Origin of the sequence: Clostridium brassicae (genome assembly GCF_026738875.1) — a bacterium.
Classification (GTDB): domain Bacteria; phylum Bacillota; class Clostridia; order Clostridiales; family Clostridiaceae; genus Clostridium_H; species Clostridium_H brassicae.
This window is the reverse complement of sequence record NZ_JAPQFJ010000023.1, coordinates 1-25,419: the sequence shown is the minus strand read 5'-3', so window position 1 is coordinate 25,419 and position 25,419 is coordinate 1. Positions and strand designations below refer to the sequence as shown.

The window sequence follows — 25,419 nt, the reverse complement described above, 5'->3', positions numbered from 1 at the left end:
CGTACTACTATAGAATTATCTCTCTTTATTTAACCATATACCGCAGTATTGTCTTTACTTTATTACATTCTACTTTTCTTGCATCTGACAAATATATTTATCTATGAGTTTTCCCTCTCTTTTGTAAATTGTTTTCCTTCATAAAGTTTATTATCTTTTCGAAGCTTTCTGGCTCATCATCATAATCACCTATATGAAGAACTTGTATCGCTCATGCTTCATCCTTTATTCCCTCCAAAATCTTGTGATATGCTTCTTCTTCAATGTCTGCTATTTCATTAATCATATAAGGTAATCTGTTAAGTTCTTTACTTTCCTTCAATAAATACTTCACGATTAAATCTGTCATCTCTTGAATAATAATACCGCTCTTTTTAAAAAGGTCACCTGCTACTTTCCACTCTTGAAAACCGTACTTGTTCCCTAATTCTATTAGCAATGAAGCATACTCTCTTCGAGCTGCTTGATGTTCTATTTCATCTTTTTCTTCTATCATAAGTAATCTATTAGAAAGAATTGGAACAGTACCTGTACACATAACAACGTTTCTAAGAGCTATTTCATATTCTTGAAGGGTTAATTCATCTTTCCAATTAAGAATTTCTTTGCTTAACTTTCGCATACCAGATATTCCACAAAACCCCACCTTAGGATTAAGCATTTGATTTGCTTTTTCATAAAACCCTTTTATGGCAATTTCCCTAATACTCTTAATTTCATCATTAAATTCTATTAGACATATTGAATTTTTATCAGATAAAGATGTCTTTTTAATATTAAGAGCTTTTTCAAGAGTTTCATATTTAATTTTTTGAACTTCTTTAATTCCACAATCATATACATATGCACACTGCTCTTCATCATCATATCCTACCATTAATATATAGTGAATTGGTATATGCTCTTTATAATAAAATTTTGGATAATAACTTAAATAATACATATCCAAACATCCAAGAACAATTGGTCTTTCATTATCAATCTGTTCCTTTGCTTTTTTCATTACATATTCGAATCTTCTGCCTTCTATGTGCTTATACTTAAATCCTACAATATCACAGATTGATGAATACATTTTTTTAGTTCTTCCATCATTAAATCCAGTCATTCTTCGTACATTCCCACTACTAAACTTTAAATATACAAAATTTTCTATTCCGCTTAAACAAAAGAAAAAATAATCTGGTATATCTTCACCAAATTTTGTTTGATATAAATCTTCAATACCATTCCACATACAGGTATAATCACAAACTTTATGTCTTAGTTCAATTACCTTTTTAGTCATATTTTCATCACTCCTTCTATAAAGTTTTGTTTTCTATAGAAAAAGCATATACCCTCGTATTATGCTAGAGTCAATACCCTATCTTTTCTTTTTTATAGGGAAACATACTTCTGTAACAAATTTTTCTTCATTTACCTTATGCTCTGGAGAAATATAATAAATATTAAATGCTGGTCCACAAATTTCAAACCCGTTTTGTTCTATCCATTTAGCTATGTAAATATTTATATCTTTAAGTTTGCTGTACCCACCTTGATATGCCAATGAAGCTACCTCACAAGATGGAATACTATAAAACTTCACCTTGTTTGTACTTTCATAAATATTATTAACTACCCTTTGAACCTCAACATCAATATAGTTTTCATCAAAATTTATTTCATGTTGAATAGCAATAGAATAATTTGTATCTAAAAATTTGACGTTTAATTTTTTACATTCATCACCAAGTGTTTTCCACAAAACCCCTTCGTCTGGAAACTCTTTAATTTTCATTCTAAAGCTAGCAACTTTTCTATCTGGTATACACTTAGTTACTATAGATAATGCACATTCCTTCTCACTTGCCAAATCCTTTAGTGCATTATCCATTTGTTCTAGCTGTCCTTTAATTATTTTTACTTCTTGTTCTTTATCTTTAATTTTATTTTTTAATATATTTTTCAACTTGTCCGTTTCCATATCTTCTAGTTGCAGAGCTACTATTTCTTTTAATCCAAATCCCATCATCTTTAAAGCAACAATTTGATTAGCAATTGGCAATTGATCACTTTCATAATACCGATATCCCGTTGATTCATCTATATATTTAGGTATTAACAATCCAATTTTATCATAGTTCCTAAGCATATGAATGCTTATAGATGTAAGTACCGAAAATTCGCCTATTTTAAACATTTTTTGTCCTTTCTAAACTTATTTTATTACTTAAATTATACTATATATTAAATAGAATTTGGACCTAATGATGTTAAGCAATTTATATACTTATTTCCCCAAGTATTCCTCCAATGCTATTCCATTATCATGGATATACTTAGCAGCTTTTTTCCCAACGTATCTAATATGCCAAGGTTCATGTTCTATGCCTGTTACACTTTTCTTTTCCTTTGGGTATCTTATAATAAAACCAAATCTATAACAATTTTTTGCGAGCCAATCTGCTTCTTTTGTTCCATCTACAAAATATCTAGATTTGTTAGTAACATCTATACATAGTCCTGATTGATGTTCACTAAATCCTGGTTTAGCTACATATGCATCTGCAAGTTTCTTTCCTTGAGATTTTACCCTGCTTTTATATACATCTTGTTGTGATTTATAAGATCTATAGCCTGAGTTACCAAGTAATATTATTCCTTCAGCTTTAGCTGTATTTATTAATTCTTCTAATGGTTTTACAACAATTCCTGCTACATGTCTCTCGTCATTCTCTGACTTACTTAAAAATTGTATATTGGGTATACTTAATCCCTTTGGTATATAATCTTTACTCAAACCATGTTTTCTATTTACTAACAGTAGTTCTTCCTTTATATTAATATTAGCTGCTTGCTCTGATTTTTCCTCATCTTTAACCTTAGTTTCTTGTTGGTACTCGTCCTTCTTCTTATCTTTAACCTCAACTCCTTGTTTAAACTTATCTTTATCTTCAACTTCAATTTCTTGTTCAGACTTATCTTTATCATTAACTTCGGCTTCTTGTACTAAATTATTTTTATTATTTATATTTCCTAAATTTAAGTTTTGACCTCCTAATATATACCACAATCCACAAATTATTAGTACGCCAAATAGTAAAACTTTTTTTAATATTTTCTTCATATATTCTACATCCTTCCTAATTATTGTAATTTCATTATAAAAGATAAAGATTAAAATAATCGTAAATATTTCTTAAGAAATTCTAACTTATCTTTATTATTTATGTTTTCAAAACTTAAACTTTCTAAATTTAAGTTGTTATCTCCCAACACATACTACAATCCACAAATTATTAGTAGTATACCGTAGTCTCTTTATTTGAACCATTTGTTTATCTTACATCAAACTAACAATTTTGTAAGAAATAAACTAGAGCAAAAATATTAAAATAGTGTAATCGAAGTTTACTCTCTTAAATTAAGTTTCAAGACAAATAAAAAAAGCACTCCATCTAGCCAAAAATATGTAGACAGTGCTTTTTCTTAATTTTATATTTATCTAATGATATTTAAAAGGGAAATCTGCTATCAATACATTAAATTTTTCCTCCCATTTAATGAAACAATCTAAATGTAACTTACCTATAAACTGTAATCCTGATGGTTCAAATGAAACTAACAAATAAAATTTGTCTCCTTTCCCTTCATCCCCATACCAACAATACACACTTGTAGGATTTTCAATGTAACCAGGAAGGCTCTTATAAATATTCTCAAGCTTTTTATATGTATCCTCATTAAACTTATACTCATCTACCATATATACTCTATCAATAAATAAGATGCCATTATCAATATCATATGTATTGTTATAGTAATGTTCATCCTCAATTATTATATTCATTGTATCCCTCCAGTTTATTTTGACACCATTTCACCTTGTTTCAATAATTTATATAAATCTTCCGTTCTTCTTATATCTTCATAATTTATAAATATAAGGTTATTGTCTTTAGTGTATATAGCAACAAATGGCTTAGTTCTATCCATTATGTAAAAATATACTTCCTTATAATTTGCAACTTTAAATTTTCCCATTTTCATCTTGTTAATAGTAGTTCCATTAATTCTTCTTAAAACCATAGGAAGATTTTTTTCTAAAGCTATCTTATTTATTTCTTTTTTATTAATAGAAGTACCCCATTTACCTTCAATAGTTATTAAGTTCTCACTTATCTCTACTTTTCTATCCTGAAAAATTTCTGGGAAACTTAAAGTTCTTGCAAAAGCAAAAATAAAAGCTACCACTATAATAACTAAAAATCCTTTAGCTACTGGCTTTGCATAGTTAAGAGTAATTCTTCCATCTTCTCTTTTATTTACCCAAAGAGCTGGATCATTTTTATTGTAGTATAGGTTTCCCATAATATAATTTTCGTCATCCATAATTTCTTTTTCATTTTCAACTTTCCAGTTCTCATTTTTCTTTAGTAACTTGACTTTTTTATGCATTATATAGTAATTTACACTCAAAATTATTACTCCTATAAATATAAATAAATTACCTAACACCACAGACCATATTTCAGAAACTTTTAGGTTTAAAAGAATATATATTAAAATTGATAAAAGATAACTTAAACTAAAATTCTTTCTATATTGTTTTTTTAGCTTTGTAAAATTCTCTTTTTTGTTATGCTTACTAGGTAATCTAACTCCAAAAAAAATTGATTTATTCTCCATTCTATAAACAAATAATCCTATGACATAAAGCACAAACATTATAAAATAATTTGTTACTGTATTTATATTATTCATATTGTCTATTCTCCTCATATTCTCTTATTTGCTTCACACTATTTGTATAATCAAAAGTTAAACTTACAAATAAGCTTGTACTACATTATATCATATACATTAATTTGTAATAAAAACTTTATACTATCTTTATTTTTAGATGAATTATAAATCCCCAATAAAGCCTATATGTAATATATACCATTTTAGACTTATTAAATTTTATCATTTAACAATTAGCTTAAAATAAATTGAAATATGTAGTAAAGAAATAATACAACCAGTATTAATAATTAGATTTGAAAATATGTTATTGAATCCATTATTTATTTTATTTTTAAAGACATAATGAATTATAGTATGAAAGACAATAAAAATATCTAACCCAATACTTAAAGTCATCTGATATTTGCCATCTCCACTTAACAATAACACTATTACAGCAAAATAAAGCGGCAAATGTATTACTGTAAAAATCCAATAAGCTACATCCTCTTTCATATCTTTTAGAAAAATAAACATTTTCCATTCCTTTTGACGAATTGCATCCATTTCATGTAATAGAATTAGAGAAAAATTCAAAGCAAAAAGAAGTTCAAGTAGTAATTTCAAGTCAACTCCTCCTTTTTATATTACTAGACCACACTTTATTTCATTAAAATAACGTATACCTTTAATTAATGTTATTTTACTTTTTATAAATAGTTTTAAAACTAAAATACTTTTTCTAAAAGTATTATTCATAATAGAAATCTATTCTTTTATTCCAAATAAAAATCTTGTAGCAGATATTCTTTTAAATATTTCATATGTAAGAATTGTTAATATAAAACTTCCACTTATAATAACAATAACTTGTATCACTATAGAAGATGTTATTTTTAATATGTAATAAGCAATTAATACAATCCATGATTGGTGAAAAATATAAATTGGGAAAGATGCTTTAGTAAAATATTTTGTAACTTTGTTATGAAAATCTAAATAATGCTTTCCTACACCTATAATTGCAAGAATCCCAATCCATGAAATGAAATGACTAAAGATATCATAAAATATTCCAGAAGAATAGTTCCATACATTTTGAAATAACAGATTTAAAGTAGTAAGTGTTACAAAACCTCCAAATAAATACCATCTGTTTTTTTCCAATTTCATTTGTATTGTATCCTCTGACAATACCATATACCCAATCATGAATAGAGCAAAATATTCCCCAAAACTTTTACCACCTATATTTAAAATTAAACTCATAATCCAAACAATTAAGAACATAGGTAATATTTTTAATATAGTTAATTTGTTAGCTAATATTTTTTTACTGCTATTTTTATATTTTATAGCAATAGGTAAAGCTACTAATGAAATAATAAAAAGATATAAAATAAACCATAGCTGTCCTGGAGTAAAACCTCCCGTATATCCTGTTAAATCAGTTTTTTTAGTAAAAAACAAAATATACTGATAAAAGTATCCACCATTGTATCCATTGTGAAATTTTTCAGCGTAAAAGGTTTGTATCGGAATTATTAATAAAATTCCAGAAATCAGTGGAAGAAATAATTTGCATATTCTATCTTTTATATATTGTTTTGGCGTTCTTCTCTCAAGTGCATAACAAGTGCTTATACCTGCTATGACAAATAATAATGGCATAAACCAAGTATAATTTATTTGAATAAAACCACTTAGTAAAGGTATGTTCTCACCTTTTATATAAAAGTTTTCACCAAAATTATTATATATCATACATGTGTGGTATGGAAACAGTAATAGAATACTTAACCAACGTAGATTGTCAATAAAATATCTTCTCATTTATTAATTCCTTTCATAATTTATTATCTAAATTTTATGGCATCTTAGTGACCCTATGCTATACATTTTGCTCATATTGTTCAATATTTCAATGTTCCATAGTTATTTTGTTTTTCGACATATTTTTTAATTACTTTACTTTCTATGAAAAATATTCTTTAACTATAGTATTTGATGTTAATTATTGTAAATTCAACACATAAATAGTATAATTACTATAATGTATAAAATCATATATTCTAAACTACAAAATGGAGGTTGTTTAATGAAAAGAAAAGTGATAATTGCAACATTGATTAGTTCTTATTTGTTTTTAGCACCAAACATAAAAGCAGCTACATTTCAAGATAATAAGGTTGTAGATTTAAATAAAAATTGGATAGTACAATTTAATAAAGAAATTAAGTTTGATGAGCTAGTAAAAAATTGTATTAGTGTAACTGATAGTAAAGGTAAGAATGTTAAGATAACTATAGAAAGTGGACAAGATAATAAAACTATTATAGTAAAAGCTCCCAAACAAGGATATACTGCTGATGAAAAATATACTTTAAAAATAAATAAAAAGCTTCACTCTACTAACGAAAAAAACTTAAGACAAGATTTAACAATGAATTTTAAAGTTAAAAATTCTATAGCTACATTTAAAGATAAAAACTTAGAAAATGCAGTAAGACGAACAATAAAAAAACCTAAAGGCGATTTATTCAAAAGTGACTTACTTAAAGTAACTAGTTTATATTGTTCTCATGAACATATAAATGATATTAGTGGAATAGAAAATCTAACTAATCTAAATTCCTTGTCTGCAGAAGGTAATAATATAAAGGACATTACTCCTCTAAAGTCTCTAACTAAATTAGAAACAATTTATTTTAAAAAAAATAAAATAAGTGATATTACTCCATTAAAGGGATTAAGTAATTTGAGATTCTTTTCTGCAGGAGGCAATAATATAAAAGATATTACACCTCTAAAATCATTATCTAAATTAGAAGAACTTGATTTAGCACAAAACGAAATAAGTGACATCAGCCCATTAAAAGGATTAAGTAATTTAAAAGGTATTTCTATGAATGGCAATGAAATAACCGATATTAGTTCATTAAATGAGGTTCCTAATTTACAAGATTTTAACCTAGAAAACAATTTAATAAAAAGTGTAAATTTAAAAAACTTGACCAAATTGACAAGATTTAATGTAGACAATAATTTAATAAAAGATATAAATTTAAAAGGTTTAACCAAATTAATAGCACTTAACGCCAATAATAATAAAATTATCAATATAAATCTAGAAGCTTCCGAAAATTTCCGATATGCTTTTTTAAGTTCCAATCAAATAAGTGATATTAGCCAATTTAAAAAATTTAGTAATCTAGAAAGCCTTTTTGTAAACAATAATAACATAAGTGATGTAAGTGCATTAAGTAGTTTAAATGAGTTAATGGTATTATCATTAGACAATAATACAATTACTGATATAAGCCCGTTAAAGAACTTAACTAAGTTACAAACATTAGGATTAGAGGAAAATAGAATTACTGATATTAGCCCATTAAAAAATTCAAAAAATTTACAATTTGTTTTTTTAAGTCACAACAACATACGTGATATAAGCGCATTAACTGATTTAACTAAATTAGAAAGACTATCATTAAGTTTTAATAGAATTAGTGATATAACGCCATTGAAAAATTTAACTAATTTATTGGAACTTCATTTATGTGATAATCTAATGAGTGATACAAGTGTTTTGAAAAATTTAACTAATTTGCAATGGCTATATACAATTTTGAACTAATTAATTAGTTCAAAATTGTATAAAAACAGATTTTAAAAGCACAGTTATTTTCTTTTAATAACTATTTACAAAAATTATTTATTCAAAAATCTATTAAAAAACAAAAAAGAGGCTGTTTATTTTTAACCTCTCTTCACTCATATTTATTCACTGTTATAACACTTTAAATATTATAATTAGTTTAATAACTTAAATCTCTTAATGATGTATATCAACATAAATCATATAGATTACCTTTCCTTCTTTCCACCTACAATCTAAAATATATCCTCCAGTACCATAATCTGATATATTAATAACATTATCTTTTATAATCTTTCCATCACTTTTATTCCCACCACGTAAAGTAATAGTTTCAGGCTGATAATCAAAACTTAATTTTAATTGTCCATTAAGTGGCACTTTCATTCCAGGTAAAAGCTTAGCTAGTACTATTGTATAACTATCAAGTGTATACTCTTTTAGTTTACCTCTAGACTTCCATTTGTAAGGTCCTTGTCCCACTTCTACATTTTTGCCATTATATGTTACAGTTAATTTTGGAATATCTTTTCTCCCTTTTACATAGATAGCACCACATAAACCTACCAACACAATTATTAAGATCAATGTAGATAACATTTTTTTATTTTTAAACATATGTCACCCCTAATCTGGTTTGTTTATATTATAATAAATAACTTATCTTATCATTTTTATATCTCTAATTTTATTTTTAAACAATGATTAAAATTACATTTATACTCCAAATGCTTCAACTTAAGTACAGATAAAATATTATATTACTAAATTTATAAAGGTTGTCCAGTAAATTGAACAGCCTTTATAAATTTCATATACAATTATATCATCCATACAAGTCTTCAACATGACTTATGGTTACAGTTTTTCTAGCATAGCGATCCCCTGAAATGCTAAATCCAAAGTTAACTAGTTGTTCGATACTTATCCCCATATCTGCTGCAGCACTTTTCTTTACTTCTACTACTCCACTTGTATTTAAATGAACCTTATCCTTTATTAATTTGGCCCTTGCTGAAATTGACTTATAAGTGTAATCTCCATTACCTACTGCATATGCCTTACAATCATCTTCATTAACTTCAATAAATTCTCTACCATATGAGTTATAAACATATATAATGACTGGAACACTAGCTTCAACAAGCATTCCACCACCTGCATCTACACGTTTAAATACCCATGCAAAATTATAATATCCACCTGCTTCATCTCGATAATCAGTTCCCCACTTGATTGACCTGGATATATCATCATCATTTTCTGATGATTCCCCAACTTGTTTTATTCGCCTTTGATGATTAGCAATAATTTTATTTGTAATTTTTTCAGCTTCTTTTACAGATATATCTCTTGATTTTGCAATCACTTGAAAATATTCTTCTTTAGTCATTAATCTTATGTTTTCACTCTCTTGTAACATATTAATGACATCTGTATCAATTTCTATTTCAGCAGCAAACACAGTAGTGCTAAACGCCAAAATAAATAAAAACACAGATAGAATTGCTTTTGATACTTTCTTCAATTTAATCACCTCTTAATATTATTTAGCAAAATATCCTTTTCATAATATAAGATAACTTTCTTTCAAAAAAGTTTCACTTTTTTAGTATTTTTATATAATTTGTATACGGATTATATAAAAAGTAAATTATAACTAAAAAATGAGTACTTAATTTCAATTTATAGAATTCTAAAAACCATGGAGATTTACATAAATTAACAAAGAGGAGAGGTTTATCAAAAAAATATTAAAGCTTTTAGCTTTCATTTGTAGCTTCTATTGATACTATTTTTTCAAATTGATCGGCGCTATCATTGGATTTAATTAAATCATTGTTTAAATTACTATTTCAGCTATCGTTTATCATAACTCTTATTTAAATTGCTATGAAATTTATTCATTATAATATTAAAACTAGAAGCTTCTATATTATAACGTATGTTTGTTTCATCATTAAATTCGATGTAAATATTTTTTATAATTCTATCTAAATTATTATCTTTCATATTATTTTATCCCTGTTTTATGTAAATTATTGTTATAATTTATAAAATTTACTTATACCGTATCAATATGTTTATATAACTTTTTCTTTGATCTCATATGATGTGTTTTAACAGTATTTTCATTCATACCTATTATTAATGCTATTTCATTTAAAGCTAAATTATAATAATATCTCAAATATATTATTTTTTGATCGATAGGTTTTAACAGCTTAATAGACTCTCTTAATCGCTTTTTTGTTTCGCTTTTTATTAATAATTCTTCTGGAATATCTCCTAAAGAATCCTCTAACAACTCTAAATAGAAATCTTCACTTGGAATCTCTCTATTATATTTTTTAATCCACGATAAATTTTCATTTTTCGCTATACAAAAAATCCAAGACTTAAACTTTTGTATATCTTTAATTGTGTTAAATTTTTCATATGCCTTCATTAAAGTTTCTTGAAATATATCCTCGGTTAAGTATTGATCATTTGTAATAGAATATATAAATCTATATAGCTGTTTATATATTAAACAAATCTGTTCTTCAAAATATCTCTTACTTTTATTATGTTTAAATATATTACTCCCCCCATTATATTATTATTTTTATAAATCAGCCTACACCTCTTCATTTACTCTTAAGGCATTTACCTATCAACATTTTCTAATAGCAGTTTCAACAATACAAGAAAATCTCTTTTACTATTTGTGTTATAACACTTTAAATATTATAATTAGTTTAATAACTTAAATCTCTTAATGATGTATATCAACATAAATCATATAGATTACCTTTCCTTCAGCATTCTTACCCCCATCTAAAGTAATAGATTCAGGCTGATAATCAAAACTTAATTTTAATTGTTCATTAGGTGGCACTTTCATTCCAGGTAAAAGCTTAGCTAATACTGTTGTATAACTATCAAGTGTATACTCTTTTAGTTTACCTCTAGATTTCCATTTGTAAGGTCCCTGTCCTACTTCTACATTTTTGCCATTATATGTTACAGTTAATTTTGGAATATCTTTTCTCCCTTTTACATAGATAGCAGCACATAAACCTACCAACACAATTATTAAGATCAATGTAGATAATATTTTTTTATTCATAAACTCCCTCCATGTGACTCATTATACCATATATTTCAAAATATTGTAGTATAATCCATAATAGCATTAGTTCTATCTATAATTAAAAACCACTAATTTATAAATGTATACCTTCATAAATTAGTGGTTTTTTAATTAACTTTCACTTAAATCGATTTGATTGTTTTTTATTCTATCTGCTAAATCCTTTACCTTTTTTTCAATAGTTTTTGCTACTTTAATAAACTCCTCATGGTTTTTACCTGTTGGATCTTCTAATCCCCAATCTTCTGTATATTTTGATGGTAAAAATGGACAAACTACATTACATCCCATCTTTATAACAATATCTACTTCTGGTATGTCAGTTAACAATTTAGAAGTATGTGCTTCGTTCATGTTAATTTTATATATTTCTTTTATAACTCTTACTGCATCTTGATTTATTTGTGGCTTAGTTTCTGTTCCAGCAGAATAAGAATCAAATACATCAGATGCAAATAATCTTCCTAATGCTTCTGCCATTTGAGATCTACATGAATTGTGAACACATATAAATGCTACTTTTGGTTTCATAAATAACTCCAACCTCCAAATAATATATGTCTTATTAATACTAAAATTATATACTTTAATATTATAGATCACAAATGTAAAATGAATCCAGCAATTATTTATCCACTACTATACAATATATAAAATGGTATTCTATTTTAAAATAAGTATATTTAGATATTTTTGAATAATTTCTTTTTTTCTGTCAATAATTTTAATATCCGTATAATAATATACCCCCAAAAGACACTAAAACCACCTAAAGATGCCATCTCAAATTTCACTTTGAGATGGCATCTTTTAATTTATGTAATAACAAATTTTCAAGAAAGTAAATAAATTTCATAACTTTTGCATCCATTACATTTAAGTATATTTTAGAGTGCCATAACTTGTTTTCTAGCATAAATTAGTAGTGTAATCGCATTTTTCAGGAGGATAAAATGTATTTTTCTATACCTTATTATAATCCTTATAATTTTTACAGATCAAATCCAATGCATAAACCCTATAGGACCTTAGAAGAAGCTCTAATTCTAGTAAAAGAGTCTATTCAACATGAAAAAGATAATGAGCTTTTTTATAATTTTCTTATTTCTCTTGCACCTACTAAAGAAGAAAAAGGCATTTTCACTGCCATACAATATGATAAAAGAAAACATAACAAATATTTTAAAGAAATATATAAGTTTTACACAGATCAAAATGTATCTTCTCTACAAAATTCAAATTTCGAAAAACCCAAATCCTATATTAACGGAATTAAAAAAGCTAGACTTGCTGAATTAGATGCCTTTGAGATATATAGAGATATCAGATCAGGTTTACCAGATGAGTATTACAGAAATATGGTATTTGAAATACTAACTGACGAATTAACGCATGCTGATAAATATGATTATATTCTTCATCTTAATTTAGGAAAAAAAGATTATTATAGACAAACAAAGGAATTTACTTTAAGTGAACTTGCTCAATATGACGGTACCATGGGAAATCCTGCTTATGTAGCAGTTAATGGAATTGTATATGATGTTAGCAATATTTCAAAATGGAAGGGAGGAACGCATTATGGCTTAACTGCTGGTAAAGATCTAAGTTCCGAGTTTGAAATCTGCCATGGAGTATCAAAGAAATTAGAAAAATTACCAAAAGTTGGTATACTTAAAGGATAAATATAAAAATAAGCTAAAATAAAATGCGATATCTCAGATAATAAGGTATCGCATTTTGCTTTTTAAAATTCCTTACTATTAATCTAATAATAGCTTCTTCCCATCTTACTCTTTGCAAGTAACTGGGATTCACCTGTTGTTTCCCATTGTTCAACCTGTTCAATAGCTTCTTGAGGAGTCTTCCCAAGTCCTACAAGTACTCCTGATAAAATAAATTCTTGATATAAATGTTCTGGATTAATTCCTGCCTTAGCTTCTAATAAAGCACGGTTTACTAGTGGAGTGATGTATCTTACCCAATCGTCTGGTGTAAATTTAGAAGTGTCTTGTACCGGACTTCTGTTCATAGCTACAAGATTCTTGCTACTGTTTAAATTAAATAGATAATTGTACTTTACGGAATGCTTTATTTTATCTGTAATTATATCAAATAGCATATCTTTATACGGTCCCATAGGTAAATCTCTTCTAATACCCATATATTTTTCTACAGCTCTTAGCTCTCCAAATAAGGCTTTTTTAATACCATCTATATAAGATTTTGGTCTTTCAAAAATTTCTTCCCCAGCAGTCGAAACTTCCATACCTCTAAATTCCTTATATATGCTTCTAAACAATCTATTATGCCTGCATTCATCATCTCTTATAGATTCTATAATTTCCTTATCCTCTCTAGTAGGTGCAACACTTATAAGATAATCATAAAACAATTCATCTTCTCTTTCGCCTTGAACTGCTTCTCTAACTCCTTCAAGTGCTTCTTGTACTTGTGGATTGATCATCATTGAATTTCTGTATCTTGGCATCATGTACACCAAAATTCCTCCTAAATAATAATTCACTAGTATATTATGCTTTATATATAGATATGTGTTCTATTTGCATTTAGCTCTTATTAATAAATACTTATTGATTAAAACAATATATTACTTGTACACCATTTCAAATTCCTCAAATACTACTAACATATCTTCATAAAATTCTATTCCTTGCTCTTTTAATTCTTTTGTAAAAAAATCAATATGTGTTTCTCTCCAATATTTTAAAGACTTATCCCCTTCACCCTCTATTTGTGCAAATTCTTCATTTACATCTTTAAAAGGTAGTACAGACACTTTTTTAGTTCTTATAATACATTGAGCTATGCCATTCCAATCAGTAATAATACTGTATTCATCTTCTATTGGTAGTTCTTCGTTTTCCAGCTCATACCAATAATAAAGAGATGTTGTTCCTCTTTTGATTCCTTCTCTTACTAATTTCGCTAAGTCATTCGCACTTTTTTCATTGTCACAAAAATACCATGAAGTATAATTTTTATTAATATTACCATTATCCTCACCTATAGACATTAAATAATTTTTCCACATTTCTTGTACTGATTTATGTTCTTTCTTCATATCTTAAACTCCCCGTATATATGATTTGCTAAAACTCTTTTCTCTTAATTTAATTTTAAATATGATTTATAATATAATTTATAATATAAACCTTTTCTTCGTCTTATTTTATATAGTGCTATGTAGTTTTTTACTAGTAATATTGATACTAAAAAAGGAAACTGTCAACTAATTTAGATAATACCATTTTATCATAGCAAATTGGTATAAATTATCTTCTTGCTTTCCCAGAAATATGTTCAATGCTTACTCTTATTACTTTTACTTTTTCACTTGTATTTTTAATATATTCTTTACCTTTTTCCAAATATTCTTTTGAATACTTCCTTAGTAATTCTAACATAACCATATCTTTTTCATCATCAAAAACTTCATTTGCTTTTCCAAATATGATCACACTCTCATACTTTGTACTAAATTTGTTAGGTAAAATACAAGTCTCTCCAACTACACAAAAAGATACTTTATTATTATTTATTAAGTTATCTAATTTTTGACCTTCTACAGCACAATGAAAATATATTGAATTTTTTAAATAAACGTAACTTACCGGCACTCCATATGCATATCCATTTTCACCTACTGTAGATAAAATGCCGTAATCGCAATTATTTAATACTTCTATTGCTTCTGCAATATCAAGCTCTCTATCTTTTCTCCTAATTTCCTTAAACATAGTTTATCTTTAGTGATGGATTATATTGTAAATACCGAACCCTCACTAAAGTTCACCTCCTTCTTATTTATACACTTTTTAATGTCTAACTAAGTTATTAATTCGCTTTATGGTAACGAAGCAAAGCAACTCAACTTCACATTATTACTAGGTAACAATATGCTCAACAACATCTCCAAAATTAAGCAACGATTATTCTTATAATCGTTATTCAATGAAAATATCCGCTATAGAATACAGCACAGCTTTTCCCGCAATTTTAACTCTATCACCTTCATATTTGCAATATAACGTACCACCTCTGCTAGACAACTGTCTTGCCACCATTTCACGCTTATTTAATCGTTTTGCCCAAAACGGCATTAAACTACAATGCATAGAACCACAAACTGGATCTTCATTTACTTTCAATTTTGGCCAAAATGCTCTGGAAACAAAATCATATTCGTCTCCTTTTGCAGTGACAAAGACAGCCAAGCCTTCTGGAATTTTTTCTAATTTAGCAAAATCAGGTGTAATATTTTTTACTGCTTCTTCTGAGTCTAACAAGAATATTAAATCTCTATTTTTATATGTCTCTTCTGGCGTTACACCTAAAGCCTCTATCATTTGTTCGGAAATAGGATATTCTTCTGAGAGAATAGCTGGAAAATCCATTTCATATACAGTCCCAACTTTTGTTACAGTAAGTTCGCCGCTCAATGTCAAAAATCTTATTGTACTTAACTCTTTATCAATATAATTCATTAATACAAAAGCTGTTGCAAGTGTAGCATGCCCACATAGATTTATCTCACCTCCTGGTGTAAACCATCTCAATCCATATCCATCCTCATTTTTTAGTGCAAAGGCTGTTTCTGAAAGATTATTTTCCATTGCTATCTTCTGCATTAATTCGTCAGACAACGGTTCATCTAATATGCATACACCAGCAGGATTACCCTCAAAAACTTTTTCAGCAAATGCGTCTACTACATAATATCTCATCATTATCACCTTCCCAATTTTTTATTTTTATATTTGCTAATATAGTAACAAGAAAAAATATTGCATACAATGTTTAAATTGTGTGCAATACAATTTTGATTTATTCTAGAACTAGTACAAATTAAGAAGTTGATAATAGTTTTTTGAGAATTTTAAGTGCTGTTTCCAACTCTTCTTTACTGCTTGTAGCTGCAACAGCCAGCCGAACCGCAGATGGTGGTTCGGCTTTTCCAACAGCAAATCGTTCCGCTGCATAAACTTGAACTCCTGCTTGATAAGCCAATCTTTCAAATTGTTCTCCAGTAAATCCACTTGGTAACAAGAGCCATCTAAAAATACATTCATCTGAACCGAACAAAGAGTATTCAAAAAGGTATTGATTTACAAGTTGGTTGCGTTGCTTTGCTAATCGACGGTGCATTTCAATCAACTTTTCAGCATTTTTTGATACTATCATGCGAGACGCAAGTTCTACTAGAAACGGAGATACCGAAAGATTGATATTATATAAGGCATTGGACAAAGCAATTTTATACTTTTCTGGTGTCGCCACATAAGCAAGTCGCAGACCAGGGGCAACTGTTTTTGACAGGCTTGCAATATATATGGTTTGTTCTGGTGCATAGGATGCAACTGCTTTTTGAGGACGCTCATTTAATAAGCTGTGAATACCATCCTCTATTACAATTAAATTTTGTTGCTTTGCCACATTTGCGATCATCTTTCTACCCAGTTGTGATATTATGTGTGTTGTTGGATTTTGATAGTCTGGCATAATATAAATACCTTTGATATTTTCGTTTTTACAGGCATATAACAGCCCAGCTTCACTCATTTCATTATGTTCTTGCTGAATAGGGACTAACTGGATACCTAACATTTTAGCAACAGTTTTAACACCGGGATAAGTAACTGGGTCTGTTCCAATACGATCTCCTGGCTTAAAAAGTCCCGCCATAATTGCCGCAATCGCATTTTGACCCCCACTTGCGATCAACAAGTGCTCCGCACTTGTTTCATATCCTGCATTTCGGATTAGCTTAACTGCTGCCTCTTTTTGCCATAAAACCCCATTAGGTCTACTATATTGAAGCAGTTTGCCAAAGTCTGGTTCCACAATCATTTTCTTTAGCAACATAGTCACTTCTTCGTATGAAGTAGATTCTGTAAACAGAGAACCCATTTCAATCAATCGAGGTACATCATACTCTGGTGCAAGATAAGAGCTGACCGTCGTATCATATGCTACAAGTGTTCCGCTACCAACCGCTCCATTTACTAAGCCTTTCTGTTCGCAAATCTTGAATGCCCTTGAAATGGTGCTTACATTAATATCCAAGTAGTCAGCCAGTTCTCTTTGCGGCGGTAATTTTGTACCAGGCAGAAGTATACCATTTTCAATGTCCTGCTCTAACTGCTCTGCAATCGCTAAATATAGAGGCTTATTCGTTTGAGGTCGCTTCGGTTTCCAACTCATTGGATAATTTTCAAAAGAATTTACAGACATAGGGCTCCTCCATTACTCATGTTTTTGAATATAATTATATAATTGTGCACTTACCATTACAATACCATCTTTTATAACAACAATATCTGTCGGATATGAATTATTAAAAGCATAAGCCCCTATATGACAATCTGTAAATATTATTTTTCTACTTGCATTTCCATAATAAGGTGATATACTATACATAGATTTACTATGTATAGTATATCTATGTATTATTTATTATTAAACTTTTAAATTAAATCTTTAGGAGGTGTTACTTATAAATATCAATAAAGAATTACTAAAAGGTAGTACTGTAATTCTTATCTTAAAACTACTTGATAAAAAAACTATGTACGGCTATGAAATGATAAAAAGTATTGAAGAAAAATCCAACGGTATTTTTTCCTTTAAAGAAGGCACTCTTTACCCTATTCTTCATACACTTGAAAGCAAAAACTTAGTTGAATCCTTTTGGGAGCAAGGTGATGGAAAACGAAAACGAAAATATTATAAGATTACAGATAAAGGAAAGTTAGAATTAAAAGAAAAGAAAGAAGAATGGAATACTTTCCGTACGGCAGTAGATAAAATTTTATGGGAGGGAATAACATGTCAATAGATAAAACTACCAAAATTAAAAATTATATCAATGATGTTTGTTCCTATATTAAACTTAAAGAAGCACACCATGAGATTGCCTCAGAAATAAGTTCCCATATAGAAGACATTTATGAAGAAGGTATTAAAAACGGACTATCTAAAGAAGTTGCCTTAGATGAAGCTATAAAAAGAATGGGAAATCCTTCTGAAGTAGGTAAACAACTTAATTTAGCTCACAAGGGTTCTCCTGATTGGATAACTTTAATACTTACTTTGGCTTTAGTTAATATAGGTGTTATCCTTATGTATATTCTGAAATCTAATAATATAGCTGAAAACATTGACTATATCTTTAATAGAAGTTTATTGTCTGCCTCACTTGGAAGCTTAATGATAGTTTTACTTTACCTATTTGATTACAGAAAACTCGAAAAATACTCAAAGTATATATTTGTATCTACCATTACATTACTTATACTTTTTACTCAATTTGTCCATTTTGAAGATATATCCCAAGTTACAATAGTAACTACTATTGCTTCTTACATATTAATCATATCTTTAGCTGGAATTTTTACTAACTGGAATTGGAATAGAAAAACTAATTTACTTAAGGGAATTTTTTTATTAGCATTACCTTCTGCTATAATGACATTTGGAAATTCAACTGCCTCTGCAGTGATATATACTGCAGGTTTCATAGTATTAGCATTAAAATCAAGAATTAAGTTAAAATATATTTTTTCTATAGGTATTATCTCTATAAGTGCTGTTTCTTTTACAATATTAAATCGACCATATATGCTAAAAAGACTAACTGCATTTCTAAGCCCTCAAATGTATTCAACAGGTATTGGTTATATAAATGTACAGTTAAAAACCATACTAAGTTCATCTAGTTTCCTTGGTAAAGGTATTGTTGACGCTAAATATACTTTACCTAAACTTCATACTGAATTTATTTTTAGCTATATATTATCTTCTTTTGGATGGTTTAGTATTATTATCCTAGTAATCTTAATTACAGGATTTATAATTAGAATGACACGAATAACAAAGAACATTAAAGATGAATATGGAAAACTATTATGTTCAGGCTTAATTTCTATACTTCTAGTTCAATTCTTATTAAACATACTGATGAACCTTAATTTAGTTCCTTTAATGGGCATATCCCTTCCATTTATAAGTTATGGAGGTATCTTATGCTTGTTTAATATGATATCTGTAGGATTAATTTTAAGTGCTTATAGAAGAAGAAACATCTCTAGTAGTAAAAAATACCTAGAGGATAACAATATAAGTTAATTATAATGTAAACTTTTATAACCGCACTCCCAAAACTCCATTATAAGGTTAATTTTTATTTGATTAAAAATCAAATCCGCTCACAATGTATATTTTCCCATGGTGAACGGATTTTAATTATCAATATTTATAATTGATTATGAATTTTTTCACATCTTTCTATCCACAAAATTTTATATTCATCTGGATTTATTACTCTGTTTTTTAAATCATATATTGATTTTATTCCTTCCAAGTTGCACCATTCAACACAAATCTCATATGCATTCCAATCTAATTCATCTTCATCCCAATACACTTTTATAGTTTGTACTCCTTTTAGATATGAAGCATAAGCCCTTGTATGACCATCTGTAAATATTATTTTCCCATTTAAATTTTTAATAGGTATGGCATCATAACTATTATATTCATTTGGTTTGAACCACTTTAAAACATTATGAAGTTTTTGTGAATTTATATATAATTGACTTGGTTGAATATCATTTAGATCCATTATAAACTCTTTTGACATTATTCTACACCCCTAAGATTTTGATACATCTTTAAAGAAAATCCATAATAAAAATTATACTCATTTTGTACAGTAAATTGCAATTGCCTTTGAGATGAACTCTGCTGTTCCCTCACCATTCTGATCAATATTCTTCTTAAAACGTTCATCTTCAACATACATGAGGCCTAGACACTTCAAAATTTCATTTGTACAGTTGTAAAACCTTACTGTAATGAAATTTTGCCACTTCTTAACAAGTTCTTGAATTTCTTTGCTGTCAGGAGTTTTATTCATACTATTAGCAAAGGCTTTTAAAATATCCCTGCCTTCCTCGTTTATATCCTGCCACTGAGTTTTACTATAACTATTACATTTTTTCTCGCTTTCTATATAGGCATCAGAATTCCCCCAACGTTCTTTAACCTCTTTTGCATATTTCTTTTTACTAATTTCAATTTCTGTCATATCAAATTCTTTAAAACTCATGTTATCTTCTCCTTTTATTGTATTATCTACAAGTGTTATCAGCTTTTTAATTCGTTCACGCTTTTTAATAAGTAATTTTTTGTGATTTTTTAATGCCTCTGTTTTATGAAATGCAGGATTTGTTATAATATCCTTAATTTCACTAAGAGAAAATTCCAGCTCCTTAAAGAATAGTATCTGTTGCAGTTTAGCAAGGGCATTTTCATCATATAATCTATAACCTGATTCAGTAATTTGGCTCGGTTTAAGTAATTCTATTTCATCATAATAATGTAGTGTTCTTACAGTAACTCCAGTTAATTTTGCAACCTCGTTAATCTTCATTTTTTCATCTCTTTTCTTTTTAGTATAGTTATACAATATACTATTACGTTACGTTAGAGTCAATAGTAAAAAATAAATTTAATTTCTTATATAGAAATACCGAAACACAAAAACATCGTATAATTCAAAATCGAATAATACGATGTTTTTTATGTATGTCTTCAGATAATTACTTTGCCCAATAGTTTGTAAACTTATGAAGCTGAAAATTATAACGCTATACAACATAAGCCAAAATTTTCGCAATTAACCCTTAGTCTTTTATTATGTTTATCTTCATTTGTATATATCATATTTGTTTACCTCTTAATAGAAAATTTAATTATTTACATATCTAATACTAAATTAATTTTATTCATTTTAGCATCTCTTACTTCTGGTTTAACATTACAATACCATTTATATGAAAGCTTTAATCCTTCAAACAAGTCAATCTTTGGCATATACAGTCCGTCTTTTTCAGCTTTTTTTGTATCTAATAGATAAGTAAGATTTCTAAAAGGAAAATATTCTCTTACACTTATATTTATTTTTTCACTATCCACTTTTTTTATATTTACTTTCCTATTAACTACTTTCATAGCTGTTTCAACTAATTGTTGCCATGTCACTATCTGTGAATGAGTTATATTATATGCTTGTCCTAATGTTTTCTCTGTATATATAGTACTTTCAAATACTTTAACTAAATCACTTATATATATAAATTGTGTCTTTTCATTACCATTTGGTATAGGAATATCCACTCCTTTAGTTATCCTATCAAATAAATAGACTTCTCTATATAAGTTATTCTCTTCTCCATATATGTAAGTTGGCCTAAATATAGTTATAGGAAATTTCTCATTTTCCCATAATTCAAATAAATAGTCTTCCGCTTTCTTTTTATCTAATCCATAACTCCCCCAATTTACGTTTTTACCTCGAGTAAATTCTTCTGTAACTATTTTATCTGAAGGTACATATACTGACCCAGAGCTACAAAATACATATCTTCTTAAATTTTCCTTATTTAAAATTTTAATTAATTTTTGCACATCCTCTTTTACATATGCTGAAATGTCAAAAATATAATCATACTTTTCGTTTGCAATATTAGCTTTTAAATCTTTAATTGATTTTCTATCACCTTTTAAATGTTTTCTAATTCCATCATATTTAATAGGTTTAATTCCTCTTGTAAATATATCCACAGTATAGCCTTTTGATATTAGATATTTTGATAACGAACTGCTTACAAATTCAGTTCCTCCCATAACTAATATTTTCATATACTTCCCCCTTTCAACTAATAGTAATTCCCTTGCTTTAATCATTATCCATATTAATTACTATTTACCATTAAAAACATCCCAGCTCCGTTTGTCATTGATGGTCTCCTTTGAAACCCAAACTTTTCATAGAAAGCTTCTTTCCCAGAGGCACTCATAAGCTCAACACAAAACTTCCATCCTTCTGGTGTTCTTTCTTTAAGAAAAGATAACATATCATTAATAATTAATTTTCCAATACCCTTACCTTGATATTTAGGCATTACTACTACATCTTTTATAAAATAAGACATGCTATTATCACCAAACATTCTTCCCATTGCAATAACCTCATTACCATCTACTACACAACCAGTATATAATGAATTTTCTAGTGCTATTTTCACCTGATCAATAGTAGGATGTCCCCATCTAACAGACTCTGCTAAAACATTAAATTGTTCTGCCGTTATAATACCTCTCTTTATCTGAAACATATGTCTCACCTACTCATTTAAAATATTCAACAACTACAAATTAATCTATATCTTAAATTTACCTATATAATTTATAATATTAGTTTTAATACTCTCGTTCTTGTTAAATTATATCATATTTACCCAATCATACTAAAAAACTAAAAAATATTTTAAGAGAAGTCATCTTTTGTGACTTCTCTTAATTATACTGTATCCTATTAGTTTTATAAATTTTTATAAAGTTTCAATTTCAACCTTTATTGCTGTAGTTCCGTCTAATTGAATCCAATTTACATTTGCTTTCAATTATGAAGCAACCTTTCTAAATTACATATATTTTCTATAACATAGGCTCCTTTATTTTTAACATATTTATCTACTGGTACATAATACTTACCATGTTTGTATTCCACTTAAGTCAATACCTATTAATTTTACATTATTAATAAGCCTAATTAATTTTTATATTATAAATTAAATAATATAAAAATAAGCATCTGGAATTAACCAAATGCTTATTCAAGCTCTATTTTTGTACATTTTCTTCTTTAGAATTTCTGAAAATGATATATCTTTATTATTGTCATTCTGTTTTTTTTGTTTAAATTCAATTCTTTCTCTTTCCTCATAATTTTTATTAATTTCTATTATTCTATTAACTCTCATATCAATCCACCTCATATATATATACGCAAAACTTCTAATATTTAATGGGGTGTATATGCAATTTCCATTATTTATTATATTAAGTTTACAAAAATCCATTCGAGATATATGTATATTTCAAAGGAAGGGAGCAAATATATGAAGTGGTTTAATAATTTAAAAATGGCTCAAAAATTAATATTCTCTTTTATTGTGGTTTCACTATTTATAGGCATAGTAGGATCTATAGGTGTACTAAATATGAGGAAAATAAATTCAGGTTCTGTTTCAATGTACAAAATAGACTTAATGGGTGTAAAATGCATGGGACAGATAAAGGAAAATCTTCTTCAAATTAACTCTGATATGCTAACACTACTATATGACAAAGATAGAGGTAAATTTCAAAACTTAAAAAATGAAATTACTCAGCTTAAGGCTGAAAATGATAAGCTCTTATCAGACTATGAATTAACTATGACCACAGACAAAGATAAACAGATGTATGCACAATTTACTAAACTTTTAGAAGATTATAGAGTATCTCGTGATAATACTATAAATTTAGTAAATAATAATAAGTATGATCAATCATTATTATCATTTAATAAAATGTACGAAACAAGAGTCAAGATGTTTGAAATCTTAAACGAATATGTAGATTTTAATATGCAATTGGCACAAAATGATTATGAAAAAAACAATGCTATATATAAAACATCTTTAATCACAATTATTATTGTAATTGGAATAGGTCTAATTACAGCAGTTACATTAGGATTTGTAATTGCCTCAATAATTTCAAAACAATTAAATAAAATAGTTATATTTGCTGAAACATTAGGTAAGGGTGATCTAACCCAAACAATACAAATCGATTCAAAAGATGAGATAGGACATTTGTCCCAATCATTAAATAAGGCTAATGAAAATGTAAAAGCATTAATTTCTAAAATAATGAATAGCGCTAGTGATATAAGTGCTACAAGTGAGGAACTGTCAGCAACAACTGAGGAAGTTTCATCAAATATGCAGTTCGTAAATGAATCAGCTAGACAAATAGCAGAAGGAACTGAAAATTTAACTTCGTCAACTGAAGAAGTAAGTGCTTCATCTCAAGAAATAAGTGCAACAGCTCATGAGCTTGCAAAAAAATCAACAAATGCTGCTGCTTCTGTTGAAGAAATAAGGAAACGTGCTATTAACATAAAAGTTAAGGCAGAAAACAATATAGAACTTGGCAATTCAATCTATAATGAAAAACATGATAAAATAATAAAAGCAATAGAAGATGGAAAAGTTGTTGAAAAAATAAAAGTTATGGCAGATGCTATAGCCAGTATTGCTGAACAAACTAACTTACTATCTTTAAATGCTGCTATTGAAGCTGCAAGAGCAGGAGAACAAGGAAAAGGATTTGCCGTAGTAGCAGATGAGGTAAGAAAACTTGCTGAACAATCATCTCAAACTGTTACTGAAATTCACAATATGGTTACGCAGGTACAAACTGCATTTAATAACCTCTCTAATAGTGGACATGAAATATTAAGTTATATAGCAGATAATGTAAAGCCAAGTTATGAGCTTTTATTAGAAACTGGGATTCAATATGAAAAAGACTCGGAATTTATTAATAATATGTCTCAAGAAATAGCTTTAGCATCAGAACAAATAAGTGAAACAATAAGTCAAGTAGCTGAAACTATCCAAAATGTATCAGCAACTTCTGAAGAATCTGCTGCTAGTTCTGAAGAAATATTAAACAGTATAGATGAAATATCTGGTGCTATAAACAATGTATCTCAATCTTCTCAGGCTCAATCTGAGCTTGCACAAGAACTTAATACTATGGTACAACAATTTAAAATTTAACTTTTTAAAATAAGCCCAGATCAAGTTACTGGGCTTATTTTTATATAGTTTTCTAATTTTTATTATCTATATTTTACAGTTGCTTGAGTCTGTCAAGAATTTTGTGTAAACTTCCATAAAAATTTTAGAATTAAATTATTTAAGAATAACTAGGTAAAAGTATTATTATGCTAACACCTAGTTATTTTAATTTCTTTAATATTTTTACAATA

The 25,419-nt window shown here is 27.7% G+C and carries 29 protein-coding genes; 5 read left to right on the top strand and 24 right to left on the bottom strand.

The features are described from left to right. Positions 1–211 precede the first annotated feature (211 nt). From OW729_RS16680 to OW729_RS16650, 7 genes are all read right to left on the bottom strand, one after another. Positions 212–1,288 carry a BtrH N-terminal domain-containing protein gene (locus OW729_RS16680; protein ID WP_268062690.1) on the bottom strand — a complete coding sequence of 359 codons (1,077 nt, stop codon included), beginning with the start codon at positions 1,286–1,288 and terminating at the stop codon, positions 212–214. Between the two features lie 78 nt (positions 1,289–1,366). Then, positions 1,367–2,185 (bottom strand): MerR family transcriptional regulator, encoded by an 819-nt coding sequence (locus OW729_RS16675; protein WP_268062689.1) that lies wholly within the window; start codon positions 2,183–2,185, stop codon positions 1,367–1,369. 90 nt (positions 2,186–2,275) lie between these two features. Then, on the bottom strand, positions 2,276–3,112 hold the full coding sequence (locus OW729_RS16670; RefSeq protein ID WP_268062688.1) for a M15 family metallopeptidase: 837 nt from the start codon (positions 3,110–3,112) through the stop codon (positions 2,276–2,278). 378 nt (positions 3,113–3,490) lie between these two features. Next, positions 3,491–3,835: a hypothetical protein gene (locus OW729_RS16665; protein WP_268062687.1), complete on the bottom strand. Its 345-nt coding sequence runs from the start codon at positions 3,833–3,835 to the stop codon at positions 3,491–3,493. Between the two features lie 14 nt (positions 3,836–3,849). Next, entirely contained in the window at positions 3,850–4,749 is a 900-nt protein-coding gene (locus OW729_RS16660) for a PH domain-containing protein (protein WP_268062686.1), read from the bottom strand. A gap of 204 nt (positions 4,750–4,953) precedes the next feature. Beyond that, a complete protein-coding gene (locus OW729_RS16655) occupies positions 4,954–5,340 on the bottom strand; it encodes a DUF6713 family protein (RefSeq protein WP_268062685.1) in 387 nt (128 codons plus the stop codon). A gap of 141 nt (positions 5,341–5,481) precedes the next feature. Beyond that, complete coding sequence (locus OW729_RS16650) at positions 5,482–6,546, bottom strand: acyltransferase family protein (protein ID WP_268062684.1); 1,065 nt, start codon at positions 6,544–6,546, stop codon at positions 5,482–5,484. A gap of 265 nt (positions 6,547–6,811) precedes the next feature. Here OW729_RS16650 and OW729_RS16645 point away from each other — a divergent pair, with 265 nt between their 5' ends. Then, positions 6,812–8,350 carry a leucine-rich repeat domain-containing protein gene (locus OW729_RS16645; protein WP_268062683.1) on the top strand — a complete coding sequence of 513 codons (1,539 nt, stop codon included), beginning with the start codon at positions 6,812–6,814 and terminating at the stop codon, positions 8,348–8,350. Between the two features lie 198 nt (positions 8,351–8,548). Here the strand turns inward: OW729_RS16645 and OW729_RS16640 are convergent, their stop codons facing one another. The 6 genes from OW729_RS16640 to OW729_RS16615 form a co-directional block, all read right to left on the bottom strand. Next, positions 8,549–8,989: a hypothetical protein gene (locus OW729_RS16640; protein ID WP_268062682.1), complete on the bottom strand. Its 441-nt coding sequence runs from the start codon at positions 8,987–8,989 to the stop codon at positions 8,549–8,551. A 208-nt stretch (positions 8,990–9,197) separates the two neighbouring features. After that, entirely contained in the window at positions 9,198–9,908 is a 711-nt protein-coding gene (locus OW729_RS16635; protein WP_268062681.1) for a hypothetical protein, read from the bottom strand. A 323-nt stretch (positions 9,909–10,231) separates the two neighbouring features. Next, on the bottom strand, positions 10,232–10,384 hold the full coding sequence (locus OW729_RS16630; protein WP_268062680.1) for a hypothetical protein: 153 nt from the start codon (positions 10,382–10,384) through the stop codon (positions 10,232–10,234). A 52-nt stretch (positions 10,385–10,436) separates the two neighbouring features. Then, positions 10,437–10,910: an RNA polymerase sigma factor gene (locus OW729_RS16625; RefSeq protein ID WP_268062714.1), complete on the bottom strand. Its 474-nt coding sequence runs from the start codon at positions 10,908–10,910 to the stop codon at positions 10,437–10,439. A 219-nt stretch (positions 10,911–11,129) separates the two neighbouring features. Beyond that, positions 11,130–11,483: a hypothetical protein gene (locus OW729_RS16620; protein ID WP_268062679.1), complete on the bottom strand. Its 354-nt coding sequence runs from the start codon at positions 11,481–11,483 to the stop codon at positions 11,130–11,132. A 135-nt stretch (positions 11,484–11,618) separates the two neighbouring features. Further along, the gene (locus OW729_RS16615) at positions 11,619–12,038 is read right to left on the bottom strand and encodes an arsenate reductase ArsC (protein WP_268062678.1); all 420 of its coding nucleotides are present in this window, start codon (positions 12,036–12,038) and stop codon (positions 11,619–11,621) included. Between the two features lie 422 nt (positions 12,039–12,460). Here OW729_RS16615 and OW729_RS16610 point away from each other — a divergent pair, with 422 nt between their 5' ends. Further along, positions 12,461–13,192: a cytochrome b5 domain-containing protein gene (locus tag OW729_RS16610; RefSeq protein ID WP_268062677.1), complete on the top strand. Its 732-nt coding sequence runs from the start codon at positions 12,461–12,463 to the stop codon at positions 13,190–13,192. A gap of 83 nt (positions 13,193–13,275) precedes the next feature. On the opposite strand, the gene OW729_RS16605 is transcribed toward OW729_RS16610, so the two are convergent. The 6 genes from OW729_RS16605 to OW729_RS16580 form a co-directional block, all read right to left on the bottom strand. Then, a complete protein-coding gene (locus tag OW729_RS16605; protein WP_268062713.1) occupies positions 13,276–13,998 on the bottom strand; it encodes a ferritin-like domain-containing protein in 723 nt (240 codons plus the stop codon). A 120-nt stretch (positions 13,999–14,118) separates the two neighbouring features. Then, complete coding sequence (locus OW729_RS16600) at positions 14,119–14,592, bottom strand: ASCH domain-containing protein (protein WP_268062676.1); 474 nt, start codon at positions 14,590–14,592, stop codon at positions 14,119–14,121. A 211-nt stretch (positions 14,593–14,803) separates the two neighbouring features. Further along, positions 14,804–15,268, bottom strand: coding sequence for a pyridoxamine 5'-phosphate oxidase family protein (locus OW729_RS16595; protein WP_268062675.1), 465 nt, complete (start codon positions 15,266–15,268; stop codon positions 14,804–14,806). Between the two features lie 207 nt (positions 15,269–15,475). Beyond that, positions 15,476–16,255: a PhzF family phenazine biosynthesis protein gene (locus OW729_RS16590; RefSeq protein WP_268062674.1), complete on the bottom strand. Its 780-nt coding sequence runs from the start codon at positions 16,253–16,255 to the stop codon at positions 15,476–15,478. 121 nt (positions 16,256–16,376) lie between these two features. Then, positions 16,377–17,762: an aminotransferase-like domain-containing protein gene (locus tag OW729_RS16585; RefSeq protein WP_268062673.1), complete on the bottom strand. Its 1,386-nt coding sequence runs from the start codon at positions 17,760–17,762 to the stop codon at positions 16,377–16,379. Positions 17,763–17,774: 12 nt separating this feature from the next. Beyond that, entirely contained in the window at positions 17,775–17,948 is a 174-nt protein-coding gene (locus tag OW729_RS16580) for a hypothetical protein (RefSeq protein ID WP_268062672.1), read from the bottom strand. A gap of 76 nt (positions 17,949–18,024) precedes the next feature. Between OW729_RS16580 and OW729_RS16575 the strand changes: the two genes are divergently transcribed. Together OW729_RS16575 and OW729_RS16570 are read left to right on the top strand one after the other, a co-directional pair. Then, the gene (locus OW729_RS16575; protein ID WP_268062712.1) at positions 18,025–18,366 is read left to right on the top strand and encodes a PadR family transcriptional regulator; all 342 of its coding nucleotides are present in this window, start codon (positions 18,025–18,027) and stop codon (positions 18,364–18,366) included. Next, positions 18,357–19,655, top strand: coding sequence for an FtsW/RodA/SpoVE family cell cycle protein (locus tag OW729_RS16570; RefSeq protein ID WP_268062671.1), 1,299 nt, complete (start codon positions 18,357–18,359; stop codon positions 19,653–19,655). Before OW729_RS16575 ends, OW729_RS16570 begins: the two co-directional genes overlap by 10 nt. A 127-nt stretch (positions 19,656–19,782) precedes the next feature. Here OW729_RS16570 and OW729_RS16565 read toward each other — a convergent pair whose 3' ends face one another. The 5 genes from OW729_RS16565 to OW729_RS16545 all read right to left on the bottom strand — a co-directional run bounded on the left by OW729_RS16565 (position 19,783) and on the right by OW729_RS16545 (position 23,356). Further along, positions 19,783–20,169 carry a hypothetical protein gene (locus OW729_RS16565; RefSeq protein WP_268062670.1) on the bottom strand — a complete coding sequence of 129 codons (387 nt, stop codon included), beginning with the start codon at positions 20,167–20,169 and terminating at the stop codon, positions 19,783–19,785. A 60-nt stretch (positions 20,170–20,229) separates the two neighbouring features. After that, a complete protein-coding gene (locus OW729_RS16560) occupies positions 20,230–20,961 on the bottom strand; it encodes a MerR family transcriptional regulator (RefSeq protein WP_268062669.1) in 732 nt (243 codons plus the stop codon). A gap of 326 nt (positions 20,962–21,287) precedes the next feature. Beyond that, positions 21,288–22,232 carry an NAD-dependent epimerase/dehydratase family protein gene (locus OW729_RS16555; protein WP_268062668.1) on the bottom strand — a complete coding sequence of 315 codons (945 nt, stop codon included), beginning with the start codon at positions 22,230–22,232 and terminating at the stop codon, positions 21,288–21,290. Positions 22,233–22,285: 53 nt separating this feature from the next. Continuing rightward, entirely contained in the window at positions 22,286–22,708 is a 423-nt protein-coding gene (locus OW729_RS16550; RefSeq protein ID WP_268062667.1) for a GNAT family N-acetyltransferase, read from the bottom strand. Between the two features lie 501 nt (positions 22,709–23,209). Next, on the bottom strand, positions 23,210–23,356 hold the full coding sequence (locus tag OW729_RS16545; RefSeq protein WP_268062666.1) for a hypothetical protein: 147 nt from the start codon (positions 23,354–23,356) through the stop codon (positions 23,210–23,212). A gap of 138 nt (positions 23,357–23,494) precedes the next feature. On the opposite strand from OW729_RS16545, the gene OW729_RS16540 reads away from it, so the two are divergent. Beyond that, the gene (locus tag OW729_RS16540) at positions 23,495–25,207 is read left to right on the top strand and encodes a methyl-accepting chemotaxis protein (protein WP_268062665.1); all 1,713 of its coding nucleotides are present in this window, start codon (positions 23,495–23,497) and stop codon (positions 25,205–25,207) included. Positions 25,208–25,419 lie beyond the last annotated feature (212 nt).